General features: G+C 44.5%; 20 protein-coding genes. 11 read left to right on the forward strand and 9 right to left on the reverse strand.

All coding sequences use genetic code 11. The features are described from left to right. Nucleotides 1-155: 155 nt before the first annotated feature. The 7 genes from IPL83_11175 (at nucleotide 156) to IPL83_11205 (ending at nucleotide 8,949) form a co-directional block, all read left to right on the forward strand. Nucleotides 156-1,127: a DHH family phosphoesterase gene (locus IPL83_11175; protein MBK9039706.1), complete on the forward strand. Its 972-nt coding sequence runs from the start codon at nucleotides 156-158 to the stop codon at nucleotides 1,125-1,127. 10 nt (nucleotides 1,128-1,137) lie between these two features. Continuing rightward, complete coding sequence (locus tag IPL83_11180; protein ID MBK9039707.1) at nucleotides 1,138-1,440, forward strand: (2Fe-2S)-binding protein; 303 nt, start codon at nucleotides 1,138-1,140, stop codon at nucleotides 1,438-1,440. A 159-nt stretch (nucleotides 1,441-1,599) separates the two neighbouring features. After that, complete coding sequence (locus IPL83_11185) at nucleotides 1,600-3,045, forward strand: hypothetical protein (protein MBK9039708.1); 1,446 nt, start codon at nucleotides 1,600-1,602, stop codon at nucleotides 3,043-3,045. 388 nt (nucleotides 3,046-3,433) lie between these two features. Further along, on the forward strand, nucleotides 3,434-5,656 hold the full coding sequence (locus IPL83_11190; protein ID MBK9039709.1) for a hypothetical protein: 2,223 nt from the start codon (nucleotides 3,434-3,436) through the stop codon (nucleotides 5,654-5,656). Between the two features lie 110 nt (nucleotides 5,657-5,766). Beyond that, nucleotides 5,767-6,888, forward strand: a complete 1,122-nt coding sequence (locus IPL83_11195; protein ID MBK9039710.1) for a hypothetical protein — start codon at nucleotides 5,767-5,769, stop codon at nucleotides 6,886-6,888. Beyond that, a complete protein-coding gene (locus IPL83_11200) occupies nucleotides 6,885-8,540 on the forward strand; it encodes a hypothetical protein (protein ID MBK9039711.1) in 1,656 nt (551 codons plus the stop codon). The genes IPL83_11195 and IPL83_11200 overlap by 4 nt, the downstream gene beginning before the upstream one ends. 1 nt (nucleotide 8,541) lies before the next feature. Beyond that, nucleotides 8,542-8,949: a barstar family protein gene (locus IPL83_11205; GenBank protein ID MBK9039712.1), complete on the forward strand. Its 408-nt coding sequence runs from the start codon at nucleotides 8,542-8,544 to the stop codon at nucleotides 8,947-8,949. Between the two features lie 126 nt (nucleotides 8,950-9,075). Here the strand turns inward: IPL83_11205 and IPL83_11210 are convergent, their stop codons facing one another. Genes IPL83_11210 through pstS form a run of 7 tightly spaced genes read right to left on the reverse strand, consistent with a single transcriptional unit; the run spans nucleotide 9,076 to nucleotide 15,733 of the window. Beyond that, complete coding sequence (locus tag IPL83_11210; GenBank protein ID MBK9039713.1) at nucleotides 9,076-10,503, reverse strand: hypothetical protein; 1,428 nt, start codon at nucleotides 10,501-10,503, stop codon at nucleotides 9,076-9,078. Beyond that, a complete protein-coding gene (locus tag IPL83_11215; protein ID MBK9039714.1) occupies nucleotides 10,503-11,258 on the reverse strand; it encodes a response regulator transcription factor in 756 nt (251 codons plus the stop codon). The genes IPL83_11210 and IPL83_11215 overlap by 1 nt, the downstream gene beginning before the upstream one ends. 1 nt (nucleotide 11,259) lies before the next feature. Then, nucleotides 11,260-11,940 (reverse strand): phosphate signaling complex protein PhoU, encoded by a 681-nt coding sequence (gene phoU, locus IPL83_11220; protein ID MBK9039715.1) that lies wholly within the window; start codon nucleotides 11,938-11,940, stop codon nucleotides 11,260-11,262. Nucleotides 11,941-11,954: 14 nt separating this feature from the next. Next, entirely contained in the window at nucleotides 11,955-12,758 is an 804-nt protein-coding gene (pstB, locus tag IPL83_11225; GenBank protein MBK9039716.1) for a phosphate ABC transporter ATP-binding protein, read from the reverse strand. Further along, nucleotides 12,748-13,611: a phosphate ABC transporter permease PstA gene (gene pstA, locus IPL83_11230; protein MBK9039717.1), complete on the reverse strand. Its 864-nt coding sequence runs from the start codon at nucleotides 13,609-13,611 to the stop codon at nucleotides 12,748-12,750. Before pstA ends, pstB begins: the two co-directional genes overlap by 11 nt. An 18-nt stretch (nucleotides 13,612-13,629) precedes the next feature. Further along, a complete protein-coding gene (gene pstC, locus IPL83_11235) occupies nucleotides 13,630-14,628 on the reverse strand; it encodes a phosphate ABC transporter permease subunit PstC (GenBank protein ID MBK9039718.1) in 999 nt (332 codons plus the stop codon). A 22-nt stretch (nucleotides 14,629-14,650) separates the two neighbouring features. Further along, nucleotides 14,651-15,733, reverse strand: coding sequence for a phosphate ABC transporter substrate-binding protein PstS (pstS, locus tag IPL83_11240; GenBank protein MBK9039719.1), 1,083 nt, complete (start codon nucleotides 15,731-15,733; stop codon nucleotides 14,651-14,653). Between the two features lie 297 nt (nucleotides 15,734-16,030). On the opposite strand from pstS, the gene IPL83_11245 reads away from it, so the two are divergent. Together IPL83_11245 and gloB are read left to right on the forward strand one after the other, a co-directional pair. Continuing rightward, a complete protein-coding gene (locus IPL83_11245) occupies nucleotides 16,031-16,792 on the forward strand; it encodes a pyridoxine 5'-phosphate synthase (protein MBK9039720.1) in 762 nt (253 codons plus the stop codon). A gap of 3 nt (nucleotides 16,793-16,795) precedes the next feature. Beyond that, nucleotides 16,796-17,566 (forward strand): hydroxyacylglutathione hydrolase, encoded by a 771-nt coding sequence (gloB, locus tag IPL83_11250; protein ID MBK9039721.1) that lies wholly within the window; start codon nucleotides 16,796-16,798, stop codon nucleotides 17,564-17,566. A 3-nt stretch (nucleotides 17,567-17,569) separates the two neighbouring features. On the opposite strand, the gene IPL83_11255 is transcribed toward gloB, so the two are convergent. Beyond that, nucleotides 17,570-19,321: a DUF4105 domain-containing protein gene (locus IPL83_11255; protein MBK9039722.1), complete on the reverse strand. Its 1,752-nt coding sequence runs from the start codon at nucleotides 19,319-19,321 to the stop codon at nucleotides 17,570-17,572. 70 nt (nucleotides 19,322-19,391) lie between these two features. After that, nucleotides 19,392-19,898, reverse strand: coding sequence for a DUF3015 domain-containing protein (locus IPL83_11260; GenBank protein ID MBK9039723.1), 507 nt, complete (start codon nucleotides 19,896-19,898; stop codon nucleotides 19,392-19,394). Between the two features lie 165 nt (nucleotides 19,899-20,063). Between IPL83_11260 and IPL83_11265 the strand changes: the two genes are divergently transcribed. Both IPL83_11265 and IPL83_11270 read left to right on the forward strand, forming a co-directional pair. Further along, entirely contained in the window at nucleotides 20,064-22,256 is a 2,193-nt protein-coding gene (locus IPL83_11265) for a hypothetical protein (GenBank protein MBK9039724.1), read from the forward strand. Between the two features lie 14 nt (nucleotides 22,257-22,270). Further along, on the forward strand, nucleotides 22,271-23,929 hold the full coding sequence (locus tag IPL83_11270; protein ID MBK9039725.1) for a hypothetical protein: 1,659 nt from the start codon (nucleotides 22,271-22,273) through the stop codon (nucleotides 23,927-23,929). Nucleotides 23,930-24,133: the final 204 nt, after the last annotated feature.

The raw sequence follows: 24,133 nt of genomic DNA on the forward strand, positions 1-24,133 counted from the left end.
TTCATAGACTGAGCATTCGGAGCGAAAAACTCTTTAGTCACATCGATCATAACTCCGAAGAGAATGAAGAAAATGGGTATCAGAGGGAGGCCTATATCTTAACCCCACGTCTAAATAATTTAAATGTCGATAGTCTGGTGAGAAAAATCCAATCAGTGAAGTCAGTCGTTCTCACCACCCACAAGCAATGTGACGGCGATGGACTAGGGGCCATGCTTGGTCTTTTTCATGCCCTCCGCAAAAGTGGGCACAAGGTTCGAGTTCTGGCGGTCGATAGAGTTCCAACTAAATATGCCTTTCTTGAGCCCGATCGCTACTTAGAGGTTTACTCAGAAAATCATCGCCCGCTCGAAAACACAGAACTCGCCCTCATCTTTGACACCAATGACCGTCGCTTGGTTGAGCCGCTGTACAAAGAATTAGAAGCCAAGTGCAAGGAAATTCTCTTCGTTGATCATCATCCTGTTCTGAATAAAGGCCCAGAACCAACGCCGGGCTCCTTTATCGATACTCGAGCCGCGAGTTCCGGAGAGATCTCTTACTTCATCGTAAAGGGCCTGGGTGTTCGCCTCGATGAAAAAATCGCACGTTGCCTCTATACAAGTATCGCCTTTGATACTCAATTGTTCCGCTACGTGAAAAGCTCACCCACTTCACATCTGATCTGTGCGGACCTTCTTGAATACGAACGCAATCCTGAAGAAATCCATCAATATCTTTTTTCCACACATTCAGTTGGAAAAGTTGCCTTCCTTTCAAAGATGTTGGCCAAAATTGAGTTCTTTGGAAACGCACGTTTGGCCGTCTTAAAACTCGCTAGTCAGGATCTCATTGATCATGATCTCGAAATGGACGACTCGCGCGACATCATAGACATGATCATGAATATCAACTCTCTCCAAGCGGCAGCACTGTTTCGCGAGGAAAGCTCCGGAGTCTACAAACTCAGTCTCCGAAGCAAAGGAAAAATTGAGATACTCGGTGTGGCCGAAGGCTTTCAAGGTGGCGGACATCTCTACGCTGCAGGAGCCCTTCTTATGGGTCAGTACGAAGATCTCAAAATCGAAGTGGTTGATCAGATTCTTCACCGTTTGGCTCTGCCAGACCCATCCAAGTCTAGATCTTAAGGAATGACTCATGAACCGAGGGTCAAAATCGCCCAGAGGGAGCCCTTTGCAAAGAGGCAAAGAACTCGGCCAGAGTAGAGGTCGCCAGAGTCCAATCGTTTGTCGTTGCAATAACGTGGATCAAGAAACGATTGAAAAAGCGATTTCCCGGGGCTGCCACGACCTAAATCACATTTATGACGCGACCACTGCCGGGGTGGGAGCTTGTGGGGGCTCTTGCCGACGATTCATTGCGGTGATGCTCCAAAGCTACTTGAAAAATGGTAGTTTTCCGAAAGAGGCTCGACCTCAAAATGCAAAAAAGCGACGGTAGAATGGTCTAAAGCCCCACTAAGGATAGAATTCACGCCGAGTTAAATCAGAGAATTGACCCATCAGGAATGCTTAAGGACAATCGAGAGAGTACCGTACAGCCACCATTTGAACAGCGGAGACAATCTTTAAGTTGACTCGCTTTTTATGGAGAATTTTTTTGTCTCGAGCACAGACAAGTTTTAAATCACTTACATTTCTCGTTTTTATTTTACTCTGTTCGGGAATACTCGACAGATGGGCTCAGGGACAACCTCAATCACAATTGCCGAATGATCTCAACCTCAAAGATGAGTCGACAGACCCTCAGGCGAGCAAAACCCCAGTTATGAATCAACAACCAGCTGCAGATTCAATAAACCCTCTCCCGACAAATCAGGGTCAGGACATCACAAAAGAACTCAATCTCATCCAAATCCAACAGGGAACAATTCAAAATGAAATCAAAAAGCTATCGGATCAACTTCAAAACATCAGCAAAGAAGCTAAGGACTCCAGTACCGAAATCAATTTGCCCAACAAACATGAGACATCTTTAAGTGTCTCTTCATCAAGAGATACTCCTCTTAGCTTTGGCCTCAGTGCCGAATTGATAAATTTTATTGATGACAGAGAGCTGGAATCACCTGTTGTGAACACCTCAAGGCTAAGTCCACTCATAGTTTATCGATTCAACCAAAATATCATTTTCAATTCACGCTTCAGCTTTGAAAATACGGGGAGCGAAGTTCATGCTGCAGGTTCCAGTCAAAAAGGACAAACTCGAGTCGAAGTCGCCTATCTCGATTTACTTTACACTCCACGAATTAATCTCCGAGTTGGTCAGCAATTCATTCCGCTTGGCTTGGTCAACCCACGACAGGATGGGCTCTCTTTTTACAGTGTCCACAGGCCTGAGATTGAGACTTACATTATCCCGTCCCCTTGGAGTGAGAATGGAATCACCCTCTGGGGCAACGAAGGAGAACTCCACTATCAACTGGCCGCCTACAATTCACTTTCCGGAAAATATTTTACAGAGGGGACCTTCATTCGTGGTGGACGACAAAATGGTCAGCTCGCAAAAGCTGAGAACTTGGCTGGCGTCGGAAGACTCGATCTTATCTCGTCCTGGGGAACTATCGGAATCTCCGCCTTTGTCGGCTCAACAAGCCAGGATCAGCCAACGATCAACGATGGAACTGTAAGCCTTTACGAAGGCCACTTGCAAATGTCCTGGCGGGCATTTACTTTTTCAGCTCTTGTTTCGGAAGGAAGGATACAGGATGCTGATTCTATTTCCATCATTGCTCCTGGGAACCCTTCTATTCCAGAAAAAGCCAATGGCTATTATATCTGCCTCGCAGCTGATCTTCTCCGCCTTTTGGGCTCTAGAAGAGGAACATCCTCATTGCCCCTTTTTGTGAACTATTCTCAGTATGACCTCAATGCCGAAGTACCTACCGGAACAACCGCTGACCCTGAACTGAACCGCAGCCTCACCACTGTTGGTTTAAACTATCGACCGCAAGAAAACATTGCTTTCAAACTCGACTATCAGTTTCGAAAAAACAAGCTCAGAGACGAAAATGATGTCTTTGCTATGGGCATCAGCCTGAATTTTTAGAAAATTACGGTATGCCCTCAAATTGGCTCAGTGCTTCGCCTTTTTACCCAATGGGACAGCGGCTTTCGCGCCATGATCATTTTTTCACCAAGCTCAAAATGACACCAAATTGGACAAGACGATTGAGCGAGCGCCCATTTTTTTCTTGAGAACGGGCCCGCTTTGACTGTGTCTAATCACTATATTGATCATGAATCGATCACAAGCGGTTCTGTACCGACAAATTGGTGTCAAAAAAACACCATTCTTGTTGGCACACAATTGGCAATGACGGGAGCTGTTCAAGTTGTATGACAAAAATTAAACCTGTTCGCTGTTGGGCAATTTAGCCCCATTGCTCGCATTGCAAACGCGTGACACTGGTGCCAAAGATCGGAAGGAAAATGCTATGATATTAATAAGATTTGTTCTCCATTGGTCCCTCATATTTGCTTTTGTGGAATTGAGTTCGTTTGCAGAGACGCCATCAGCACGAATTGATTCTGCGATTTTTTCTTCAAAACCGTTGGCATGTAAAGAGGGATTGCAATGGCAGGTAGAATATCAGACTTGTCCTCACCCCACTCATACGCCGATTTATATCAAAGGCAAAGGTGAGGTTTGCGGCGTGGAAAGCGAGATATTTAAAGAAAGTTCTGATTGTGGCAGGGCTGGCTATAAAGAGTGTAGACATCCTAATCATGGGGTTGAGCAATGGGTACCTTACGGTGACACCGAAACGGCCTATTATGGAAATCACCTTTCCCCCTGGTATTGGATAGCAAACGATGGCGATGGTGGTATCGAAGAATGCAGGACCTGGTGCAAAGAGACAAGTACCATCCGCTCAAGAGTTCTACGTGAGGGCATGAAAGTGGGCACAGATAAAAATTTTGCGACCAATTATGAATGCATTGCAATAAGCCAAAAAAAATCATTTAAACCAGGTAAGGATTCACGCGGCAGAACCATCGGTAGTGCCTATGATAATACTTATTTCACCTGTGAGATACATATGCATGCCTTCAAACCTCAGTATAAGCTGGCAACGAGTGAAGCATGTGGCCCTAAGTTCAATAGCTGCCTTGTTAAGGAAGGGGGGTGGTGTCGACACGAAGAATTTGGAGTTGAGGATTTTGAAAAAGTTGCCGGTCCAGAATGTGGAATTGAATCGGTATCCCTTTTTTCAGATATAGAAAAAAAATCGGTAACAGAAAAAATTGGAGGAATACGATTTAATGATGATGTTGAGACTTTTAGGAAAAGTCTATATGGAACGCCCTTATCAGAGATATTGAGTCCCTATTTTTCCGAGGAGGATGTAACCGTAAAGATTACAGAGCCGGGATCACATTGTCTCCTTTGCAACCAGCTCGAAAACCCGATGGAGCGGACGATTTGCCTCCTGAATAACTTAGCAAGTTTACACGACCTGATAAAATCCTCAAAGTCTAAATTGAAATCCCAGGGCATCCAATCGGCATTGGGACACATAAATGAGGAGCTAACATTCGCAATTCGCGAACTCGTTGGCGTTCCCGACAAATTCGCCAACTTCATTGGGGAGTGTGCTAAAACGCCAGCAAATTCTACGTGCAAACATTTCTTTGCACAAATGGCCCTCTCTGCGAGGAACGATAAAAAATTTAGTCTGCTTTCCAATATCGGTCTTAGGTTGCTAGGGAAAATCGGTTCTACTGGTAGTATTTCAGATGTGAACAATGATATATTTCTACTAAAAATAATTTTTGGAGAAAAGCTCTTTGATCTTCATACCATAGACTTTGATTTGATAGGCGAAATAAGGCTGCGACTAAAAAGTTTCGAACCGGACGTAAAGACGAGTGGAGATTCCAAATATATATACATTGCCTTTCTGATGAGCGACTTTTATGCACGAGCTGTCGAAAAGTATGTCAGTCAAAGATCCTATGAAGTACTCAATCTGAAATCGCTTTTAGCAAAATTGAAGACTGACCAGCTAAGCGTTAAAGATGTACTGAACAACGCACTTTCTGAGATCGACAAAATGGATTTTAAACCTCAAATACAGAGTTCAATCGTTGAGAGTCTAGTGCGTGCAAGAGAAGGTAAAGTTCAAGAAATGGATAGTATCCTCTCCGATACTGTTGCCCTTATCAAGGTCGATATAAAAGTAACTCTAAGTGAGGCCGAGAAACTGCTGGGTGGCCTTGCGGCGAAAAACAAGCTATTAGAGGGCACGCTAGCCTATCTCGACTTAATAAATGGCAGCTACAATCAGGCTCTATTAAAGTTCAAGGAATCCAGGATTTCATTCAGGCAAGACAGAGACCTGCCAATTGACGATCAGAATGAAATGTTCAATTGGATGTTTGCAAATTTTCTAGCGAAATTGGATATTCGGATAAGCGAATCTAGCAAACTTTTTGAAACACTAAGGACTGCAAAGGGACCAGTTTTTGATATGGCTACTTTAGCTCTTGATAGTGAATCGGCTATTTCTGCCCAATTATTAGAAGTGCTTTTTCAGGCCAACATAAACTTTAACGAAAGTCTGAATGCGGTTCGACTTCAAGTGCTCCGGCAAATAGACGGCAGTATGATTTCATCTCAAATTGAACTTAAGAATGAATTGGAGAAGCTTCGATGAAGAAGATCCTTCAACTATCAATTTTGACCATTTGTCTAATTGAATACAATATAACACTCGGATCAGCAGAATCAAGTCGTGTGGATTTCTGTAGTCAATTGGAGAGTTTATTGAATAACAATGAACCCAACTATCTTGACCTCGAGCGATTAAAGTCGGCCTGTAAAAAACAAATGTTAAGTAGTGATGACGCTAGACTTTTGAGTTTAGCTCAGAATCTGGATATTAAGAAATCAATTGAACTATCTCATCAGAAACAAATTGTCTCTCAAAAAAGACTGGTAGAGCGTTTGATGGCTATTGAGAGAAATTTGAAAACAGTAAGTAACCAAAACAGAGCCAGTGAGAAATCGGACGAGTTTTATCGAAATATGAATGCGGATTTAAGTCTTCTCGGTATTGAATTCAACGTCTTTGTTACCAAGGGCATTGAAGAGTACTTTGAAGGGAACCTTCTAGTTATATACACAGCGTTTATTGGGGGTAAAGTTAGTGAAACGCTCAATCCAAAGTCGATTTCCCTCATAAAGAGGATAACTGACAAAATCGAGAGCTATAGGAAGAAGACTCATCTTCAATTCGATAATGTAGGTAGGATGATGTCTTCCCGTGTTACAATGGCCATAAGTAGGCTACAACAGTTGCGCAGCCAAGCCGCCTACGAAACGTCAAAGGACGTTGATGTCGCTACACGACTTCAAATTTCTGAGGTAACAACAGAAGTGATGGCAATCAGTAAGTGGACCCAATTTATCATCGGGTCCAAGCTTGATAACATTCTGCTGCTGGCACAGTTAAATTATCACCAGGGATTTCTTTCCACTACAGAGGAATATCTGAACTTTTCTTCTTTGCTTATCCAGCGGTTTCTAAGTGCGCTGCCTGAACCATTTTCAAAAATGGTGAAAATTCGTTTTGCAGTTGAGTACCAAAATAAAATAGAAGCTATTCGAGAAAAAGCTCGGTCGCTTTCGTATGAGGACATTGATTCCAGACAAAAGGACACAATCATATCAAAGTGGAATTCTATTCAAAAAGTAAAATATACTTGCATAGAAAGATCACCTTCAATTTCACCAAAAATAGCTCAGATCGAAAGTGATTTCAAATTTTTCAACGCTGGAGACATGGGTGGGCAAAGGCTCTCAAAGGATCTAACAGGGCTTATGAGGGAATCTCTGGCGAGACGTTTGGATATAGCCTTGGCTCTTTGTCGGAGTGTGAGATCATGAATACTTTTTTCGCAACCATAGTTATGATTCTGCTCTCAATCCCTGCTTACGCTGAGTCAGTAGGTTTTTTGAAGATTGTCGTTCTTAAGGTAAGGTCGGACCATGACACAGATATTTCACTTCACTTGAATGGAAAAAAATTTACTCAATTTTCACATGCTACCGAAGGCCCTCAAATCAAAGCGATAGACAAGTCCTTTCTGTCCAATGCCGAGTCTACTCCTTTGGATTCTGATTATTCGACCCTAAAAAAGGGATGTCAATTTGACTTTTCCCTATTTTATTCCTTTGACCAGAATGATTGGATTTCCTTAGGTGTTTACCATGCCCCAAGTTCGGCCGTCCGGACGAGTCTTCCGATTGGGATTTGCAACGGTAAACTTTGTAGTTCGGATTCAAAAATTTCTAGCGCCTTGGAAGAAATAGAGCAACAACGGTGGCGGAGAGAGACGGCTCTAGAAAAAAATCGCCTTTTGATGGAGCGATTCGTTTTAGAATCTAATCTGACGGAAATTGAAAATCGGGTCTCGAATGCCAAAGACCCGGAGATTCCTGAAGAGCGATTTGAATCCCTTGAAGAGGTCGATGAGGTCAGGCGGTATTCAGAAGATGAGGCCTTACCGGCAAGTCCGGCGGGCCCATCATCTACTGAGATGATTGCAATGGCACTTCAGAATGGTACATTGGGAGCACTCATCAGCGAAATTGATTTCCAGGAAAAATTTGTGAATGATTGCTTAAGTATGGGGTCATACAGTCAGACCCTCTGCGTGAGGTATGGAAGTTTTGGTTGGGCTGGTGCAATCGCCGAAGCGAGTGCTCTCTCTTTGCAATTGGATATCGACCCTGAAGCTGTTCGAAAACGATTTGAGAGAATTAATTCGGAAGCGCCTGCTTCTGACTCACTCAGGGCGAGGAGTGAACAGCTAGCCGAGATCAGATTCGAAGTGCAACGTTTGTTGGAAGTCCAAAGATCTATGAGACATTGGAATGAGATTGGTTCGTTTGTACGGCCGGTTGTTGCGATTACTCCCTGGAATGATATTATCGACTTTTGCGAGTCATTTACAGGAAGAGAATTCTGCCTTAGTGACGGGAGAGAGCTTTCAAAAAATGAAAGATTGTTTGCTGTTGCTGGAATCATCATTGGCAGCCGAGTGACATGGGAGTGGTTAGCTAAGGGCAGTCTCGGAGATGTGATTGTTTCAGATGCTAAGAAAATTGTTGAGTCCGCAGCAAAGTTAGGGGTTGAAACAGGCGAAACAATAAAGGACTTTGAATCTTGGTTAATTATACCACTAGCTAATGAACGAGGCGCTGTTGGACGAAGTCTTGATAAGACGCTAGAGATTATCAAGGATCTTAGACCAGAAAAAGCAGCCATAGAGGGCGTTACTCTTTTTAAGAACGTGCCTAAGTCTTTAAGAACTAATGTGTGGGACATTATGGAAAACCTTCCCCAAGCAATAAAGAACAACCCAGGCGCAGAGGAATTTATTAAGAGCTTGAGGCCTCATCTGCTAACGGAAGACCTTAAAGGATGGACTTCTTTGGATTTGGTACCAAATAATCGGAATGCTTCTCCTCTGAGGTTTCTATATAAAGTTGAGACTGACGGAATTATAAAATGGATGATAAAGGACACTCACTAATATGAAAAGATATATATTAAACGGCAATGCCTTTAAGGACTTGAATGGGTTCATTCAAGAATTCAGTAAAATGGTAAATAATGAATCTGGCTATTTCGGAAAGGATTTGGATTCCTTTGATGATTGCCTTTTTGGCGGCTATGGGCTTGAAAATCCTTGTATAATTATTTGGGAGAACAGTTCTGAATCTAAGAAAATCCTTGATTACGAGGCTCTTTTGAATTGGTGCAAAGGGAAACTCGAAAAAAGGAACTATCTGGATGAAGATGGCTTTAATTATCTCGTTTCAAGTTGTGAAAATGCAAAAAATAATGTCGGTCCGACGTTGTTCGATCAAATAGTGGATAGAATTGAATCTGTTAAAAGTCGATCAAACTCTAAAGTCGATATTAGACTAGTATTGAAATAATGATGCTCGTAGGGCCCCATGACCTGGGTCCTTTCTTTCCCCAGAGCTTATCACATATTCTGGTCCGGTTTTGCCCGGCTAGGTCAGGATCACGAAATCCTCCGGCCAAACATCAAAAATAAAGAGCTAAAACTCGCAGATAAATTCCGAACCTTTGCCAACCTGACTCTTCACAGAGACAGAGCCTCCATGAGCGAGCATAATGTGTTTCACAAGAGCCAAGCCGATTCCCGTGCCACCCTTTTCTCGAGATCTACCCACATCGACTCGGTAAAACCTCTCAAAAAGACGTCCTAAATGTATTTCCGGAATTCCAGGACCTGTGTCCTTTACTTTCAGCGCCGTTCTACCCTCGGGCGTCTTTTCCCAAAGAACATCAATTTTCCCACCGTGCGGCACGTAGCGAATCGCATTTTGCAATAAATTGCGTAAGACCTGTTCTGCGCGGGTTGGATCGGCATCGAGAAAATCTATTCCAAACAGAGAGCTAATCGAATGGAACCGACCGTCTACCTGTTGCATCACGCTCTCAGTCAATTCACGAGTTGAAATCCTTTTTTTGACTATCCCAGCGCCCATTTCCATTTTTGAAAGCTCCAAAAGATCATCCAAGAGCGCAACAAGGCGGATGACATTATTTTCAATAATCTCCATAAACCGAATCGAATCCTCATGGCGCCCCGCCAGAATGTCTTCTTTCAAAGTCTGAATATACCCTTTGAGAGAGGTCACGGGTGTTCTCAATTCATGAGAGGCGTTGGCAACGAAATCTATCCTGATTTTTTCACTCGCACGAATGGAGGTTAAATCTTGAAACACAACGACAGCTCCATAAACTTCTAAATTGTGTTTTTTCATCAGTGGCTTAAACGACACGCGAAAAAAGGAACTCTCAGACGATCCAGGAAGTACGTATTCGATATTTTTCTGTTGCGATCCCTTCGTCAAAATTGTCTCTCTAATTCCATCCACCACTTCAGGCGATCGAATAATTTCTCCGATCCCAACTTGACGGCCATCCCATCGCTCCAATCGAAAAAGAAGGGCAAAACGATTATTATAGAATAGCGGTTCATTTTCGAGGTTGACCGCTAGGATAGCCTCATCAACGGCACTCATGATTGCGCGAAGCTCAGTCTTTTCTCGAGAAAGCCCTACAGTTTTTCGTCGAAACTCTCGACCCAGTTTGTTGATAGCACTTTCAAGTTCATACCACTCCCCTTCTTCTTCTTCTGCAAGTTCCTCAACAGTAAACTCCTCTGAACGAAAGGGAGCTTTTCTCAGTCGACGCGTTCTTTCGATTAAGTTCCCGAGCGGAGTCAGCAATCGCTTTGACATCAAAATTGTCACTCCAATATAGAGTGAAAAAGAAACAAGTATTGAATTGAGAAGAGCCCAAGTTTTTTCTGACCGAATTTCGAGATCATCAATGGTTCGAAAGCTTACATACTGTATGATAAAATATGACAAGAGGAGAAGAGACGTCCAAAAAATTTGGTAAAAAACAAACCATTTAAAAATGCGCAAAGGAAAATAAATTTTTCGACGGGTCATCAAGACTCCAAATACCCGATCCTATACCCAACGCCACGAACTGTCTCTATAAGTTCGCCGAAATCCCCAAGTTTTTTACGAAGTCCAAAAACATGAGTGTCGACGGTACGACCAACGACGGCCACACCCTCCCCTTGAATGAAACCTATCAATTGGTTTCTGGTCAAAACCTTCCCCTGGCTTTCAATCAACACTTCAAGCAAACGAAATTCTGATCTCGTTAGTTCCAACTCTAATCCAGAAAGAGTGGCTCGAAAAGTAGATTTATTTAACTCCAGAGGACCGAGACGAAACAGATGATTATCGGCATGCAGCGACTTCTCCTGCGATGCTTGGAGGTCTTTCAAAGCTCTCCGCTGAGACCAATCTGAACGTCTTAACAAAGAGCGAACTCGAGCAAGTAAAACATTCTTATCGAAAGGTTTGGTCAAGTAGTCGTCAGCTCCAGCATCAAGCCCAGAAACCAGGTCCTCTGGCGAGACTTTGGCTGTAAGGAATAAAATGGGAGTGGAAAAACCATTCTCAAAACTTCTCACCGCGCGGACGAAATCTCTCCCCGTCATTCCGGGAAGCATCCAATCCAAAATAACCGCAGAAACTGCTTTTTCCTTTAGAACAGAAAGTCCGGATTCGGCGGATTCGACTCCAATAGCCTCTATGCCCTGCCTTTTCAAATGAAGAAGAATCAGCTCGCGAATTTCAAGTTCATCTTCGACGACTAAAATAAATGGAGCCAAAATAGCGGCGGGCCCCATACTAAGTGGCTGATGGTCGGAGCGACGGGTTGTTTCCATGGCGTATATCATCTCCAGTTGCTAAAAAAATCACTGCTTCCGCAATATTGGTGGCATGGTCTCCAAGTCGTTCCAGATTTCGAGCAATGAGAATGAGGTCAAGACAGCTATCTATTTCATGAGGGTGCGACTTCATATACTCCTTAAGCTCTCGAAACATTTCATTCTTAGCTCGGTCAACCTGATCGTCTCGCTCAAGGACCTGACGACTAATCGATACATCTCTCCTCACAAAGGCATCCAGAGATTCCCGGACCATCTGTTTTACGACGCTTGCCATGGCTACAAGATCAGTTTTTGTTTCAACTGGGGGACGAGAAAGATAATCCTTCCCGTTGTGAGCGATATTGCATGCTTGATCGCCCATTCTCTCCAGATCTGAATTAATCTTAACAACAACCAGTATGAGTCTTAAATCGGCAGCTACTGGCGCCTGTCGAGCAAGCATCTGAAGGCATTGTTTATCTACTTGCTTGTGCGACTCATTGATCCGTTTCTCATACTCATGCACTCGATCAAACCGGCTCACCTCACGACCGCTGATTGCGGCACAGGCTTGCTCAATCGACTTCTCAACATAGCTGCCCATATTGAGTATCAATTCCTTGAGACTCTTTAATTCGGTCTCAAAATGTCTCTCCACTAACACCTCCCCAACTATCCGAATCGACCAGTGATATACTCTTCTGTCTTTTTCATCTTGGGCTTCGTAAAAATATCCGCCGTCGTCCCGTATTCTATCAAGTCACCCAATAAGAAAAAAGCCGTTTTATCTGATACTCGGCTTGCCTGCTGCATATTGTGTGTAACAATAAGAATCGTGACAGAGGCCTTTAATTTATGGAGCAAATCCTCTATTTTGGCAGTTGAGATCGGATCAAGGGCACTCGTGGGTTCATCCATCAAAATCACCGGGGGTTCGACAGCCAAGGCTCTGGCTATGCACAATCTCTGCTGCTGTCCACCCGACAAACTGGTACCCGGCTGACGCAGCTTATCTTTTACTTCTTCCCAAAGGGCTGCCTGCTGAAGAGACCGTTCCACTTGTTCATCAAGAACAGTGCGTTTGGAAATTCCCAAAAGTTTTAATCCTATGGAAACATTTTCGTAGACAGACATTCCAGGAAAGGGATTTGGCTTTTGAAACACCATCCCAACGTGGCGCCGAATAGCCACGGGATCGATTCCACGCCCATATATATCCTTTCCCCCGATGCGCACTGAGCCAGACACCCGAGCACCAGGCACTTCCTCATGGAGGCGATTTATACAGCGGATAAAAGTTGATTTTCCACAGCCGCTGGGCCCAATGAGAGCAACAACTTCACCCTGTCGAACAGAGAGACTAATGTTTTTTACGGCTTGAAAATCACCAAACCAAGCGTTGAGCTCCTCAACCTTTAGTATTTCATGTTGTAAGTTCACTTGAGCCTTTTCCCTTTGCCACGTCTCAGTGTTCATTCCCTACTCCACGTGGTCTCAATAAAATCCTCGTAAAAAGATTGATGACAACCACAAATAATACCAAAACCAGAGCCCCCGCCCATGCTTGCCTCTCCCAATCATAGAAGCCACTCTTTGCAAAAGTATAAATCTGCACAGGCATCGAGGCCGTCGCCTGACCTAAAGATCGAGAGTGAAACTGATTGCCAAAAGAGGTGAATAAAAGCGGCGCCGTCTCGCCGGCAACACGGGCCACAGCCAACATGACTCCCGTGATAATTCCCATTTTTGCTCCCGGAACAACTATTCTGAGAACCACTTTCCAGCGCGGGATTCCCAAGGCGAGGCCGGCCTCACGAATATGGCCAGGAACCAATTTTAACATTTCTTCGGTACTTCGAGCAACAACCGGAATCATAATCATCATGAGGGAAGCCCCCCCTGCGTAGGCCGAAAAACCGTATCGCATCACAATCAACCCATAGATAAAAATCCCTATCACGATGGACGGGACACTGGCCAAAAGATCCACCACAAAACGCAAAATTTTTGATGTCTTTCCACGACTGTACTCACTCAAATAGATCCCAACCGCCATGCCCCAAGGAATTCCGCCGATGCTACCTAAAAAGATAAGAGCTCCGCTGCCAAGAATGGAATTGGCCATTCCCCCTCCAGCCTCGCCTGGCCCTTTGGGTATCATGGTAAAAAAATCCCAATTGAGAGCGCCAAAACCCATTGAAACCACGTACACAGAAATAAACAGAAAAGGAAGGGCACCCAGCAGGGAAATCCCCGCCAGAGAACAAATGGCGAAGCGATTGAGCCACCTTCGCTTTTTTTCCCTCAAAGGATTTCTTTTAACTATCATTTCTGATCATCATTTCTTTCACCCTGACTTGTACTGCGAATGGACACGCCAAACAATCAAGCGAGCAAGGCCATTAATGAGGAGACTCACCAAAAAAAGAGTGAAGGCCACGGCAGAAAGGGCCGAAAGCTGAAGCAAGGAATCGGCTTCCGCGTACTGATTGGCAAGAATACTTGCCATTGTTTGCCCCGAGGAAAAAAAAGAGGCACTGATCAACGGATTATTTCCAATAACCATAGTGACAGCCATTGTTTCGCCAAGGGCTCGGCCAAGTCCTAGAATAGTCGCACCCAATATCCCGGTATGAGAAGATCTCAATACGGCAATTTTCAACATCTCCCAGCGCGTCGCTCCCAACCCCAAGGCCGCTTCCTTATTAGACCGCGGAATAGCCCTAAAGACCTCTCGACAAATAGCTGTAATCGTCGGCATGATCATGATGGCCAAAATTACTACCGCGGCCATCATTCCTACTCCCATGGGAGGTCCTGAAAATAGTGGAGTAAACCCCAGATAATCCGCTAAGGGGGGCTGAATATAATTTCGTAAAAAAGGAGCCAAGACAAAAAGACCCCAAAGTCCATACACAATGCTCGGTATGGCAGCTAACATCTCGATGAAAAATCCCAATGGACGACTGAGCCACTCGGGAGCAAGCTCGTTCAAAAAAAGAGCCACAGCAACGCTCACCGGGACTGCCAAGCCTATCGCTGCGAGGGAGGATACAACTGTACCGTAAATCAAAGCCAGAGCCCCAAACTCTCCGGTCACTGAATTCCAATCATTCGTAATAAAAAAACGCCAGCCAAACTGATGAAAAGCCGGTAAGGACATTTTCCAAATGAGAAAAATCATGGATAGCAAGAGGGCACCGAGAGCCCATGCTGAGGCTTTAAGTCCATAGTAGAAAACCCGATCACCCCAATTGACTTCGCGACGCCGAATACGGCGCGCGCTCGAAATACCGGGCATAATTCGTTCTAAAACAAAAGGGATCCACTTTGACACGACTTCCATTTACCCTTCCCTTTGATAAGACTCAATTTAATTTATGACCCTCTTTCTTATCTGAACCCCCCTCCAAGGCAATCGAATCTATCTTGCTCAGAACTCGTTTCACGAGTTGATTTGGAAGTGGCGCATAGTTAAGAGAGGCTGCCATGGTTTGCCCCTTGCCCATAGCCCACCTTAAAAATTCTACAATCTTCTTTCCCTTGTGACTTTCCATTTTCTGGTAAATCAAAAGGTAAGTGTACGCAGATATGGGATAAACATCTGAACCCGCCGCTTCAGTGATAGAAACCCGAAAATCCTCGGGTAGCACTTTGAGAGAAGCCTCTGCGGCCTTTGTGACGGATTTTACAGAGGGCAATACAAACTCACCCTTGGCGTTTTTAATAGCAAAAACTGGAAACTTGTTCTCAAACGCATAGTTCATTTCAACATAGCCTATTGAACCAGGATTTTGCTTTACAAGACTAGATACTCCTTCATTTCCCTTTCCTCCTAACCCCGCAGGCCACTTAACAGACTTTCCGGATCCGATGCGTTTCTTCCAATCAGGACTCACCTTTTCAAGATATTCGGTAAAAACTGCAGTTGTTCCGCTTCCATCCGAACGGTAGCAAACAATGATATATTGATTCTTTGGCATAGCCACTTTTGGATTCAATTTTAATATTTCCTCATCATCCCACTTTTTAATCTCACCCATGAAAATTTTTGCGAGAACCTCAGGAGTTAAATTCAAAGAATCCTTTACTCCTGGTAGATTAAATGTCACGGCCACCGCGCCAAGAGTTGCAGGAATATGCAAGATAGGTACTTTTGATTGAGCCAATTCATCATCTTTCATTGGCGCATCCGAAGCCCCAAAGTCCGTTGTACCAGCCAGGAACTGACGAATTCCCCCACCGCTCCCAATCGACTGGTAGTTAAATTCGACAGATTTATCTACTTCTCGGTAGCTCGAAAACCACTTCGCGTAAAGTGGATAGGGAAAGGTCGCGCCCGCTCCATTGATTAACACCGTTTCTGCTGCAAAGGAAGAGAGGGATAAAAAGCCAACGATTACGCCCGCACAAACAATTGAGAATTTTGATCTTATTGATATTACTGACATTATTGACATTCCTATTTTTGACATTTTTATCACGTAAACATCCTCTTCCTATCATTTATTGATAATCTATGTAATGGCTTCAGATACCCCTCCTCTGCCCACACTTCGGCTGATTGGGATCGCAATAGGTATAGCCCCTCCTCCATCTCCCAATTGTTAGGATTCAGTCAAGAATTCAAAGCTTTTTGTCTTGGAGCAACAATAAGAACTATTAGGGAAGTAAGTCCCGTGATAGGCAAGGCGTTTTTCCGAACTTAGCTTTTGATAATTACTGGAACAGGGAGTAAGGGATAACAAATGATTCTTTTAAGTGTAAACGTCAATAAACTGGCTACCTTACGCAACTCTCGAGGAGGAAAACTTCCAGATGTCGTACAAGTTGCTCGAGATTGTTTAAAATTCGGAGCCAATGGTATCACCGTCCACCCTCGCCCAGACGGTCGGCACATTCGCCGCCAAGATGTCTTTGATCTCAAAACGATGATCAACTTATTTAACGAGAGCGCAAACCCCGATGCTTATCGGGAATTCAATATTGAGGGATACCCATCTGAACATTTTATAAATCTGGTGGAAGAGATTCGTCCGGATCAGGTCACTTTGGTCCCCGACCCTCCAGAGGCACTGACTTCAAACGCCGGCTGGAAAATAGATAAACACCGGCAATTTCTCAAAGAAGTGTCTGAGAGGTTCAAAGCTATTGGGGTCAGAATTTCGCTCTTCGTAGATCCATATGACGTAGATGACAAATTTCTGAATGAATTGGTATTCATCGCGCCTGATCGGGTCGAATTGTACACGGAGATGTTTGCCTCCTCCTTTCAGACCGAAAACCAACCCAATGTTATCGAAATCTATCGGCTTGCCGGCCAAAAATTAGCTGATCTGAAGATCGGAATCAATGCAGGTCATGATCTGAATTTAAATAATATTGGTGTGCTCAGGCAAGAGTTGCCGTATCTTGCCGAAGTTTCTATTGGTCACGCTCTGTTTTGTGAGGCCATTTACCTTGGCCTTCAGGAGACCGTTTCTCAGTATCTTGAGACTCTACAGAGGTGATTTGTGGGATTAAAGGTCGAACTCGTTCCGGCATTTGCTGACAATTATATTTTTCTTCTTGTCGATACTGCCACTCAAACTGCGGCGGCCGTAGATCCCGGCGACGCGACTCCTCTCATCGAAAGTCTGAATAGAAGAAATCTGAAACTTGATCAGATCTTGCTAACGCACCATCACGCCGATCATGTGGGCGGAGTTCAGGGCCTCTCTCAGAAATATGATTGTGAAGTCATCGGATTTAAAGGAGATGAACACCGCTTGCCTGGTCTCACTCGAACAGTAGTAGAAGGCGATCAAATCGAAATTGGCAAGAGTCATTGTCAAGTAATGGCGATACCTGGTCACACTTTGGGACACATTGCTTATCTGTTTCCGAACGAAGAATTTCTCTTTTGCGGAGACACTCTTTTCTCTTTGGGATGCGGCCGTCTCTTTGAAGGAAGTCCCCAGCAAATGTGGGAGAGCTTGATGAAAATAATGAGTCTCCCCGATGAAACCTTGGTGTATTGTGCCCACGAATACACTTTGGCAAATGGACGCTTTGTTCTCCACCTAGACCCCAACAACAGCGAACTGAAGGATTTTCTCCAGGTGGCAGAAAAACTCCGTTCTCAAGACCTACCTACCTTACCCGTAAGATTGGGACAAGAAAAGAGGATCAACCCCTTTCTTCGACCCTTATGCACGGACATACTGCAATCTCTCGGCATTAGCATTGAGAAGAGTTCTTTGGATTCTTTCACAGCAATGAGAAATTTAAAGAATATTTTTTAACTATCAAATAAATTCGACCCAACTGACCCCAAGGGTTTGATCACTGAATTTCAAGAAAACTTGACGATTTTCATTGATCAAATATCCAATCCTTCCGTCAAGACTTTCCTCTCTTAAAGATCGAAACCAATGAACTGCAGATTCCAAGCGAAAAACATAGGGACCTGAATCAGTTCTGATAACTGATCTCAAACCTGAGGCAAGAAGTCCTGACAGTTGTCCTTTCTCTGTCCACACATCCAACCGAACCTCTGGAAGAAGGGAAATCTGAATATCATTCATTTGGAATGAGAGACCATAAGAGCCTGACACCGTGGCCGCCGTAGAATTGCTCAGACAGAGTTCGCAGGCGTTCGTCACTTTGGCTTCAAAGCCCCACGATCCTGGTCTCTCCGAGGAAGAGTAGTTTTCTAAATTTTGGATTTTGGCCACCAATAAGCTCCACTGACTCGGCCTGCTCTCAAACCAACGAATTTCTCCCCCAAGATACTCGATCGGTGAAATATCCTGATAAGAGGGATCAACCGACCAAGCGGGATGAACACCAGAGCGAAAGCTCAGACCTCCCATTCCTTCCTGATGAGCCATTCCTCCCTCTGCCTCCACCCAACTGGATTTGTGGCCTAAAAACGGGGGTGAAAGACGGTGCTCACTACGGATCTGTTCATTTGAACTTTGAAAAGAGGATTGACCTTTGGCCTCGGCCGCTCGCTGAAAGGTGGCCTCCATGATTTCCTTTTTGAGAGAAGGCAGCTCCGTCTTAGATTGGTAATTTTCATAAAGCCAGTAATCGATCAAAGCATCGAGAATCGTGGGATTTTGGATTTTTCCCAATTGAGAGAAATCCCGTTTTGCGCCCTCAAAAAGCCCCTGATCATCTGATGAAAGGAGAGCAAGCTTTATCTCCATCCTTCTTTTGATTGAAGAGCGAAACCTCAATCCCGGATTTGTGACCCTCTGGTCAATCAATGCTCGAACTGTTTCAGCAGGTAAAACAGCGCCTCCAAAGCGCTCGCTCGCGCGAATCTCAGGCTTTACGGCTTCTATTAACTTTAGTATTCGATAGGAACAATTCTTTCCAATAAAATAGTAATCGATCTCCGCATTGAAGATGTATTCCCAAATCAACTTGGAAAGGAGATCCATTTCTGAGGAGGAGAGACTCAGCCGGACCTCCCAAATATCTCGGCTTTCCGAATTATTATAGAGTCCCACTTTCATGTAATGAGGTTCAATATCATAAAATCCTGGATAGCCTCCCGTAAGCCCTTTCAGCACAAAAATCGCCTGACTGTCTCGAGGATCAGTATGAGCGCTGTAGCCGACTGAATAACTCAGAAGATCCAAACCGTCGCGGCCAGAATTCTCTCGATCAGAATTTGAAAGTCTTAGAAAGGTGTGGCCCAAGATAGAAGCAGGATTACCCGTATAGGAGCCCACATAAACAAGACTCGCGCTATTGACATTCAGTCTTTCCTGCCATGATTTTAGTTCTGGACAATCGACTTCTGGAAACTTGCGATTCAGAATCAATTCTAAAACCCGCTTACGAGCGGGAAAGACGCAAGCAGCTGGCAAGTTCAAGTTTCCATATCGCTTGTGCGTAGATTCATAAGCCTCAACAGCAGCTTCCATCTCTGCTCTCGGATCTCCTCTGCCATTTTCAGAAAAATAAAAAGAGAGAGTTTTGACATCACTCCCGTATCCTCCCATCGACCTCTCATACTGGTAAAGGCGAAGCCAGCGTGGGTCCACGCTGACTTTCTCGAGAGGGAGTGCTTCGACTCTTAAAACCAAAATGCACGATAGAAGTAGAATTCCTCGCCTAACCAATACCAAGCGAACACTGATTGGTCAGATCTCGGTCGGAAAAAATCGTATGATAAACTTCCTCCAAAACCTTTTCGGGGTGAACCTTTGAATCATAATAGATTTTTGAGAAGTTCAATCTCAATTGCTGGTTCAAGCGATCTTGAGCCTTAGCAGGACATCCCATGGTCTCGGCAAATGCTGAAAGATACTCTCCGTGGCCCTTTGCAATCTCACTCTTCAACTCAAAATGGTTCATCGTGGCAAAATGCAGGCTTTCTTGCTCTTTCAGGACCAGTTTGTGCTGTGTGCAGTTAGAGGTGCCAATCGTCATCCCGATTGTGTAGACAGGAAATAACATCCCGTTCGTTGTGGACCTCAAAGATGAGGAAACGAGAGAGTTGTCCTTTAAAACATACCATCCTGGTCCACAGCCCGAGCTTCCATCTGCAGCCCATGCTTCGTTTATCCCCAAACTGCCGATAACAAAAATCGCGAATAGCTTCGCCCATCTATTTTTCACCGTTTCTCCTCCTTGAGATATGAAGTGTTGCTCAGATTATGACCTGGATCGGCCTCCATTTCAAATGCGAAAGACAGGACAATGGTCTGGTTTACCTGAGTCCAGAAGTACCCTCTAAGCATTAGAATTTGCGGGTGTTTTTCCGAAAAGTAGAGAGGAGGTCCTATGTCTAAATATTTGAGTCGTCTTCTTCTCGCTTTTTGTATTTCGGCTTCCTTCTTCTTTGCAACTGAGGATTGGTACAAAAGGACTAAAAGCCGCAGAGTCGATCACACAGGGCAGGAAAGAATTGCTCAACTTCAGGATCTAAAAAATGAGGTGCAACGAAAGCCGATGTCCCGCGTGATCTGGGAAACGATCTCGAAGGACGAGGACCTCTATGCCGGGGAAGCCATTCGCACAGCAAGCAATGCCGATGCAAAAATTCTACTTATAAAAACGGGAACGCTCATCGAGCTTGAACCCGACTCCTTGGTTGTCCTCGAAGAAACTGATAAAGGACTCTCTCTCGATTTTCTAAAAGGCAATTTGTTCGTCAAAAGTACCGGATCACAATCAGGAAAGGAAAGCCTCACTCTAAAATCTGGTGGCAACGAAATCAATTTACAGAACGCCGATATCTCCCTTTCAAAGGGAAGCAATGATCAGGTTGACATTCAAGTCTTCGGGGGTAAAGCGCAAATCAAACAGGGTAATAAGACTCTCACTCTGGATGAAAGCCAATCCGGGTCGCTGAACCAGAGTGGACTTGATGTGGGAAAAAACCAAATTCAAATCACGTCGCCTCTTGCGGGAGACCATCTCTTTATTGATCCAAAAAAGAGAGAAAAAATTTCGCTCTCCTGGGAAAAGCTTTCGGCCGACTACAAGATTTACGTCGAACGAGGCTCTTCGCGACAGAATATGGTTCGAGACTTGAGCGAAAGCAGCCTAGGAAATTCTGGTTCAGTCCAAATTACTTCTAAATTGGGAAGGTATTTTTGGCGACTCGTAGGCGAACCAACAACGCCCGGCCGTCCCGTTTTGAAATCTGCAATCATACCCTTTTCTGTGGTTGCCAAACAACCACCTGTCCCACTTGAGCCTTTCCAGAAATCCCAGGTGGTTATCGAAAAGGCAAATCCCGTGGTGAAATTCAAATGGGCCAACCCTGCAAAGCTTGAACAACTCATCATTGAAATTGCCAAAGATCCTCTCCTTAGAGAACTAATAGTTAAGGAATCCATCGACAATAGAAACGGTGTTGGTGAATTCAAAATCCCAGCTGCAGGTGACTATTTTTGGAGAGTGACCGGATTTATGAACCTCAAAAACAAAATGATTCCGGCCGCAAGCGAGGTCCTCTCTTTTCATGTCAAAATTGGTGCCGAACTCATACCACCGGTCCTTCGTTCCCCCAGCGATAATCAGAGTCTTCCATTTAACCAAGTCATGGAGAAGGGAGTTTTTCTTTCTTGGGACCTCATCCCCGGAATTTCAAACTACGAAGTTGTCATTGAGAAAGAGGTAGGAAATACAAGAAAATTGGCCTCCACGGATGAGAAGAACGATGGAAAATCACAATCAGGTCCCCAATACGAAACTATACTCACACAAGAACTCAAATCGAGCCCGGCTCGTGCCAATGATTTGAAACCAGGAAGCTACCGTTGGACGGCTCGCTCCATTGCCGGCGAAGGAGCAAAATCAGCTCAAGCTCCTTATCACTATTTTTCAATAAATGATATGCCACAAATTGAATGGTCTCGTGGTCCCGGACCTGAGGAATATCACTACTACACGGCCAAGCCCTCTCTCATTCTGCAATGGCTGAAAGGAACAACTGGTTCTGTCACTAGCTGGCAATATCGTTTTTCAGACGCCGAAGAAAAACTCAATTTGTCTTCTTGGGTACCAACTCAAAATCCCGAGATCCGGCGATTCCTCGAACAGGATGGAACATTTTTTGTCGAGGTTGAGGCCATCAATAGTCGTGGCCAGAGCGTCGCGAGGAGTTCGAAAAAAACCGTGAAAGTAAGCCCAAAACCTCTTCTTCCAGGGCCGCAGTTTGCCTCGGAACTCCCCGATATATTGAAGGCCAGCCGCAAAGGTGATCTGAGTCTAAGATGGGACCCCGTTCAAGGAGCGCAAAAATACCAACTCAACCTGAAAAACGTGAACGGAAAAACCATCAAAAAGGAAATCGTTGAGTCCGCGGGTTCTGAACTCAATCGACTTCAACCTGGCCAATACGAAGTGTCCGTTCAAAGCCTGGACGAGCATGATCGTCCAGGTCCGCCTGGATTTTCCAAGAAAATCGAAGTCCCCCGAGTCAGTGACATTGCAGCACCAAAGATCAAAGGAATACAGGTCAAATAGAGAGAAAAGACGAGATGCGAAGGCCCGAACGGCAAATCTACACACAAAAAATTAGTTGGGAATTGATTCCCCTTTTGTTTTTTTGTTCGATTTCCCTGATTGCGTTCGCGACTCCAAACACTTATCTTCGAGAGGTTAACTTTGGTTGGGAACAAGTTGACGAAGCAACAAAATATGAAATTAGAATTTCTCGGTTGTCAGCTCTTCCGAGCAAAAGCGAAAAAAATAAAATCTTTGTAGTTAAAAATCCAGAATGGACCGGATCACTCCCGCCTGGGCGTTACACCATGGAGCTGCGCTCCTTTGACGACAGAAATGTTCCAGGAGATTGGAGCGATCCAACAGAATTTTTTGTAAGGTTTCCCGCGCCTCCAATGCTTTCTCCCGCAGATGCAAGCAAAATTGCTACGAACGAGGAAAAAGAACATATGACAAAGTTGGAATGGCAAATGATAGCTGGAGCTCCTGAATACACCGTTGCGATCGAATCACTTGATGGATCTTTCAAGAAAATAGAGACAAGCAAAACTAATTCAATCGTCCTTTCGCTCCCGGTGGCAAATACATTTAAGTGGACGGTCGAAGTCTCAGTAGAGGGTGGTGATAAACAAGATCTACCGGACAGGCCTTCAACGTTTTCACTATTTGGGAAGCGACTGGATCCTCCTCTGATCAGCAAGCCATTAAGCAAATATGTGACCGAGCTGACCTGGACGAAGCCAGCATTTTCAGAAGAATACGATTTGATTCTCTTCATCAAATCGCAGGGAGCTTGGAAGGAAATTCAAAAAATGAAATCCTATAAATCCCAAGTTTTGCTTTTTGACCTATCTCGACAAAGCGGAATCTATAAAATCAAAATTCAGGCCAAGGCTCCTCTCCGACCCAGCTCATCGATTGCTGAACTCACATTCGAAGTTCGCGGGAATATTAAAGATCCAAATTCCCTCGCAGAAGCCCGGCTCAAGGACTCGCTGATCAAGCCCACAAATCGATACTTTATTGCCAGCTACCTCATCACTCAGATTGCATATACAGGAACAAATCCCGAACTTAATTCAGGGGCAGCCTTCCGTTCAATTGGAGGAACAGGGCGACTCGGGATCGGTTACAACAGCCGGGAGACTTCCTGGGGCATATTTGGCATCCTTGATCTCAGCGGGTTTGATTTGGATGAAAGCAGGTACACTTTTGCGGCGGCTGAAGTTCACGGGACCTGGCAACACTATTTAGGAAATAATCAAATTCGCTACGCGACTGGAGTTTTTCTCAAGGAACTACCAGATCTGAGAGGAAATCAATCCAGCGGTTTTTTTGGCCTCGGAAAAACACGAAGCTATGGTCCTCACGTGGGAGCACATCTTTGGCGTCCCTTGTCCGATCGATTAGGTATTCAAATCCAAGGACGCCTTTATATTTCTATGCTAGGCAGTGGAGCAAATGATCAAAATATCGTGACCAGTCTGTCTTATCAGACGGGCATACTCGGAACCTACAAACTAGATCAACAAACGATGGGTTATGCGGGGTATGTCTATCGTGCAGACAAGGCCTTTTATGAGTCACGCGTCTTTGGACCTTCGTTTCCAGACAGTTTTGCTTCTTCTGGGGATCTAAATACAATTTCAATCGAAGGACATTACCTCAATCTCATGTTAGAATATTCATTTTAGACTCGCACAGCTTAAACTGGCCTGCTTGATTGTTGTTCCAAACTCCAAGGAAGCCTGGCTGAACTAAATCTCAGGATTTCAGGATCTTCAAACATGCGTCCGGCAGCAGCGCTCACGCTGTGAGCACTGCACCAAGCCGAACTCGATCCTGAAATCCTGAGATTTAGTTCAGCCAGCTCCCTGTGTCTTGGATCACTGCTGTCC

It is taken from the genome of Bdellovibrionales bacterium, from assembly GCA_016716765.1.
Taxonomy (GTDB): Bacteria; Bdellovibrionota; Bdellovibrionia; order Bdellovibrionales; family UBA1609; genus JADJVA01.

Excerpts from the sequence above, each read along its gene's own strand:
- IPL83_11180 (MBK9039707.1), top strand. The coding sequence starts at position 1,138 with ATGAACCGAGGGTCAAAATCGCCCAGAGGGAGCCCTTTGCAAAGAGGC.
- IPL83_11190 (MBK9039709.1), top strand. The coding sequence starts at position 3,434 with ATGATATTAATAAGATTTGTTCTCCATTGGTCCCTCATATTTGCTTTT.
- IPL83_11200 (MBK9039711.1), top strand. The coding sequence starts at position 6,885 with ATGAATACTTTTTTCGCAACCATAGTTATGATTCTGCTCTCAATCCCT.
- IPL83_11205 (MBK9039712.1), top strand. The coding sequence starts at position 8,542 with ATGAAAAGATATATATTAAACGGCAATGCCTTTAAGGACTTGAATGGG.
- IPL83_11210 (MBK9039713.1), bottom strand. The coding sequence starts at position 10,503 with ATGACCCGTCGAAAAATTTATTTTCCTTTGCGCATTTTTAAATGGTTT.
- IPL83_11215 (MBK9039714.1), bottom strand. The coding sequence starts at position 11,258 with ATGGGGCCCGCCGCTATTTTGGCTCCATTTATTTTAGTCGTCGAAGAT.
- pstB (MBK9039716.1), bottom strand. The coding sequence starts at position 12,758 with ATGAACACTGAGACGTGGCAAAGGGAAAAGGCTCAAGTGAACTTACAA.
- pstA (MBK9039717.1), bottom strand. The coding sequence starts at position 13,611 with ATGATAGTTAAAAGAAATCCTTTGAGGGAAAAAAAGCGAAGGTGGCTC.
- pstC (MBK9039718.1), bottom strand. The coding sequence starts at position 14,628 with ATGGAAGTCGTGTCAAAGTGGATCCCTTTTGTTTTAGAACGAATTATG.
- pstS (MBK9039719.1), bottom strand. The coding sequence starts at position 15,733 with ATGTCAGTAATATCAATAAGATCAAAATTCTCAATTGTTTGTGCGGGC.
- IPL83_11245 (MBK9039720.1), top strand. The coding sequence starts at position 16,031 with ATGATTCTTTTAAGTGTAAACGTCAATAAACTGGCTACCTTACGCAAC.
- IPL83_11265 (MBK9039724.1), top strand. The coding sequence starts at position 20,064 with ATGTCTAAATATTTGAGTCGTCTTCTTCTCGCTTTTTGTATTTCGGCT.
- IPL83_11270 (MBK9039725.1), top strand. The coding sequence starts at position 22,271 with ATGCGAAGGCCCGAACGGCAAATCTACACACAAAAAATTAGTTGGGAA.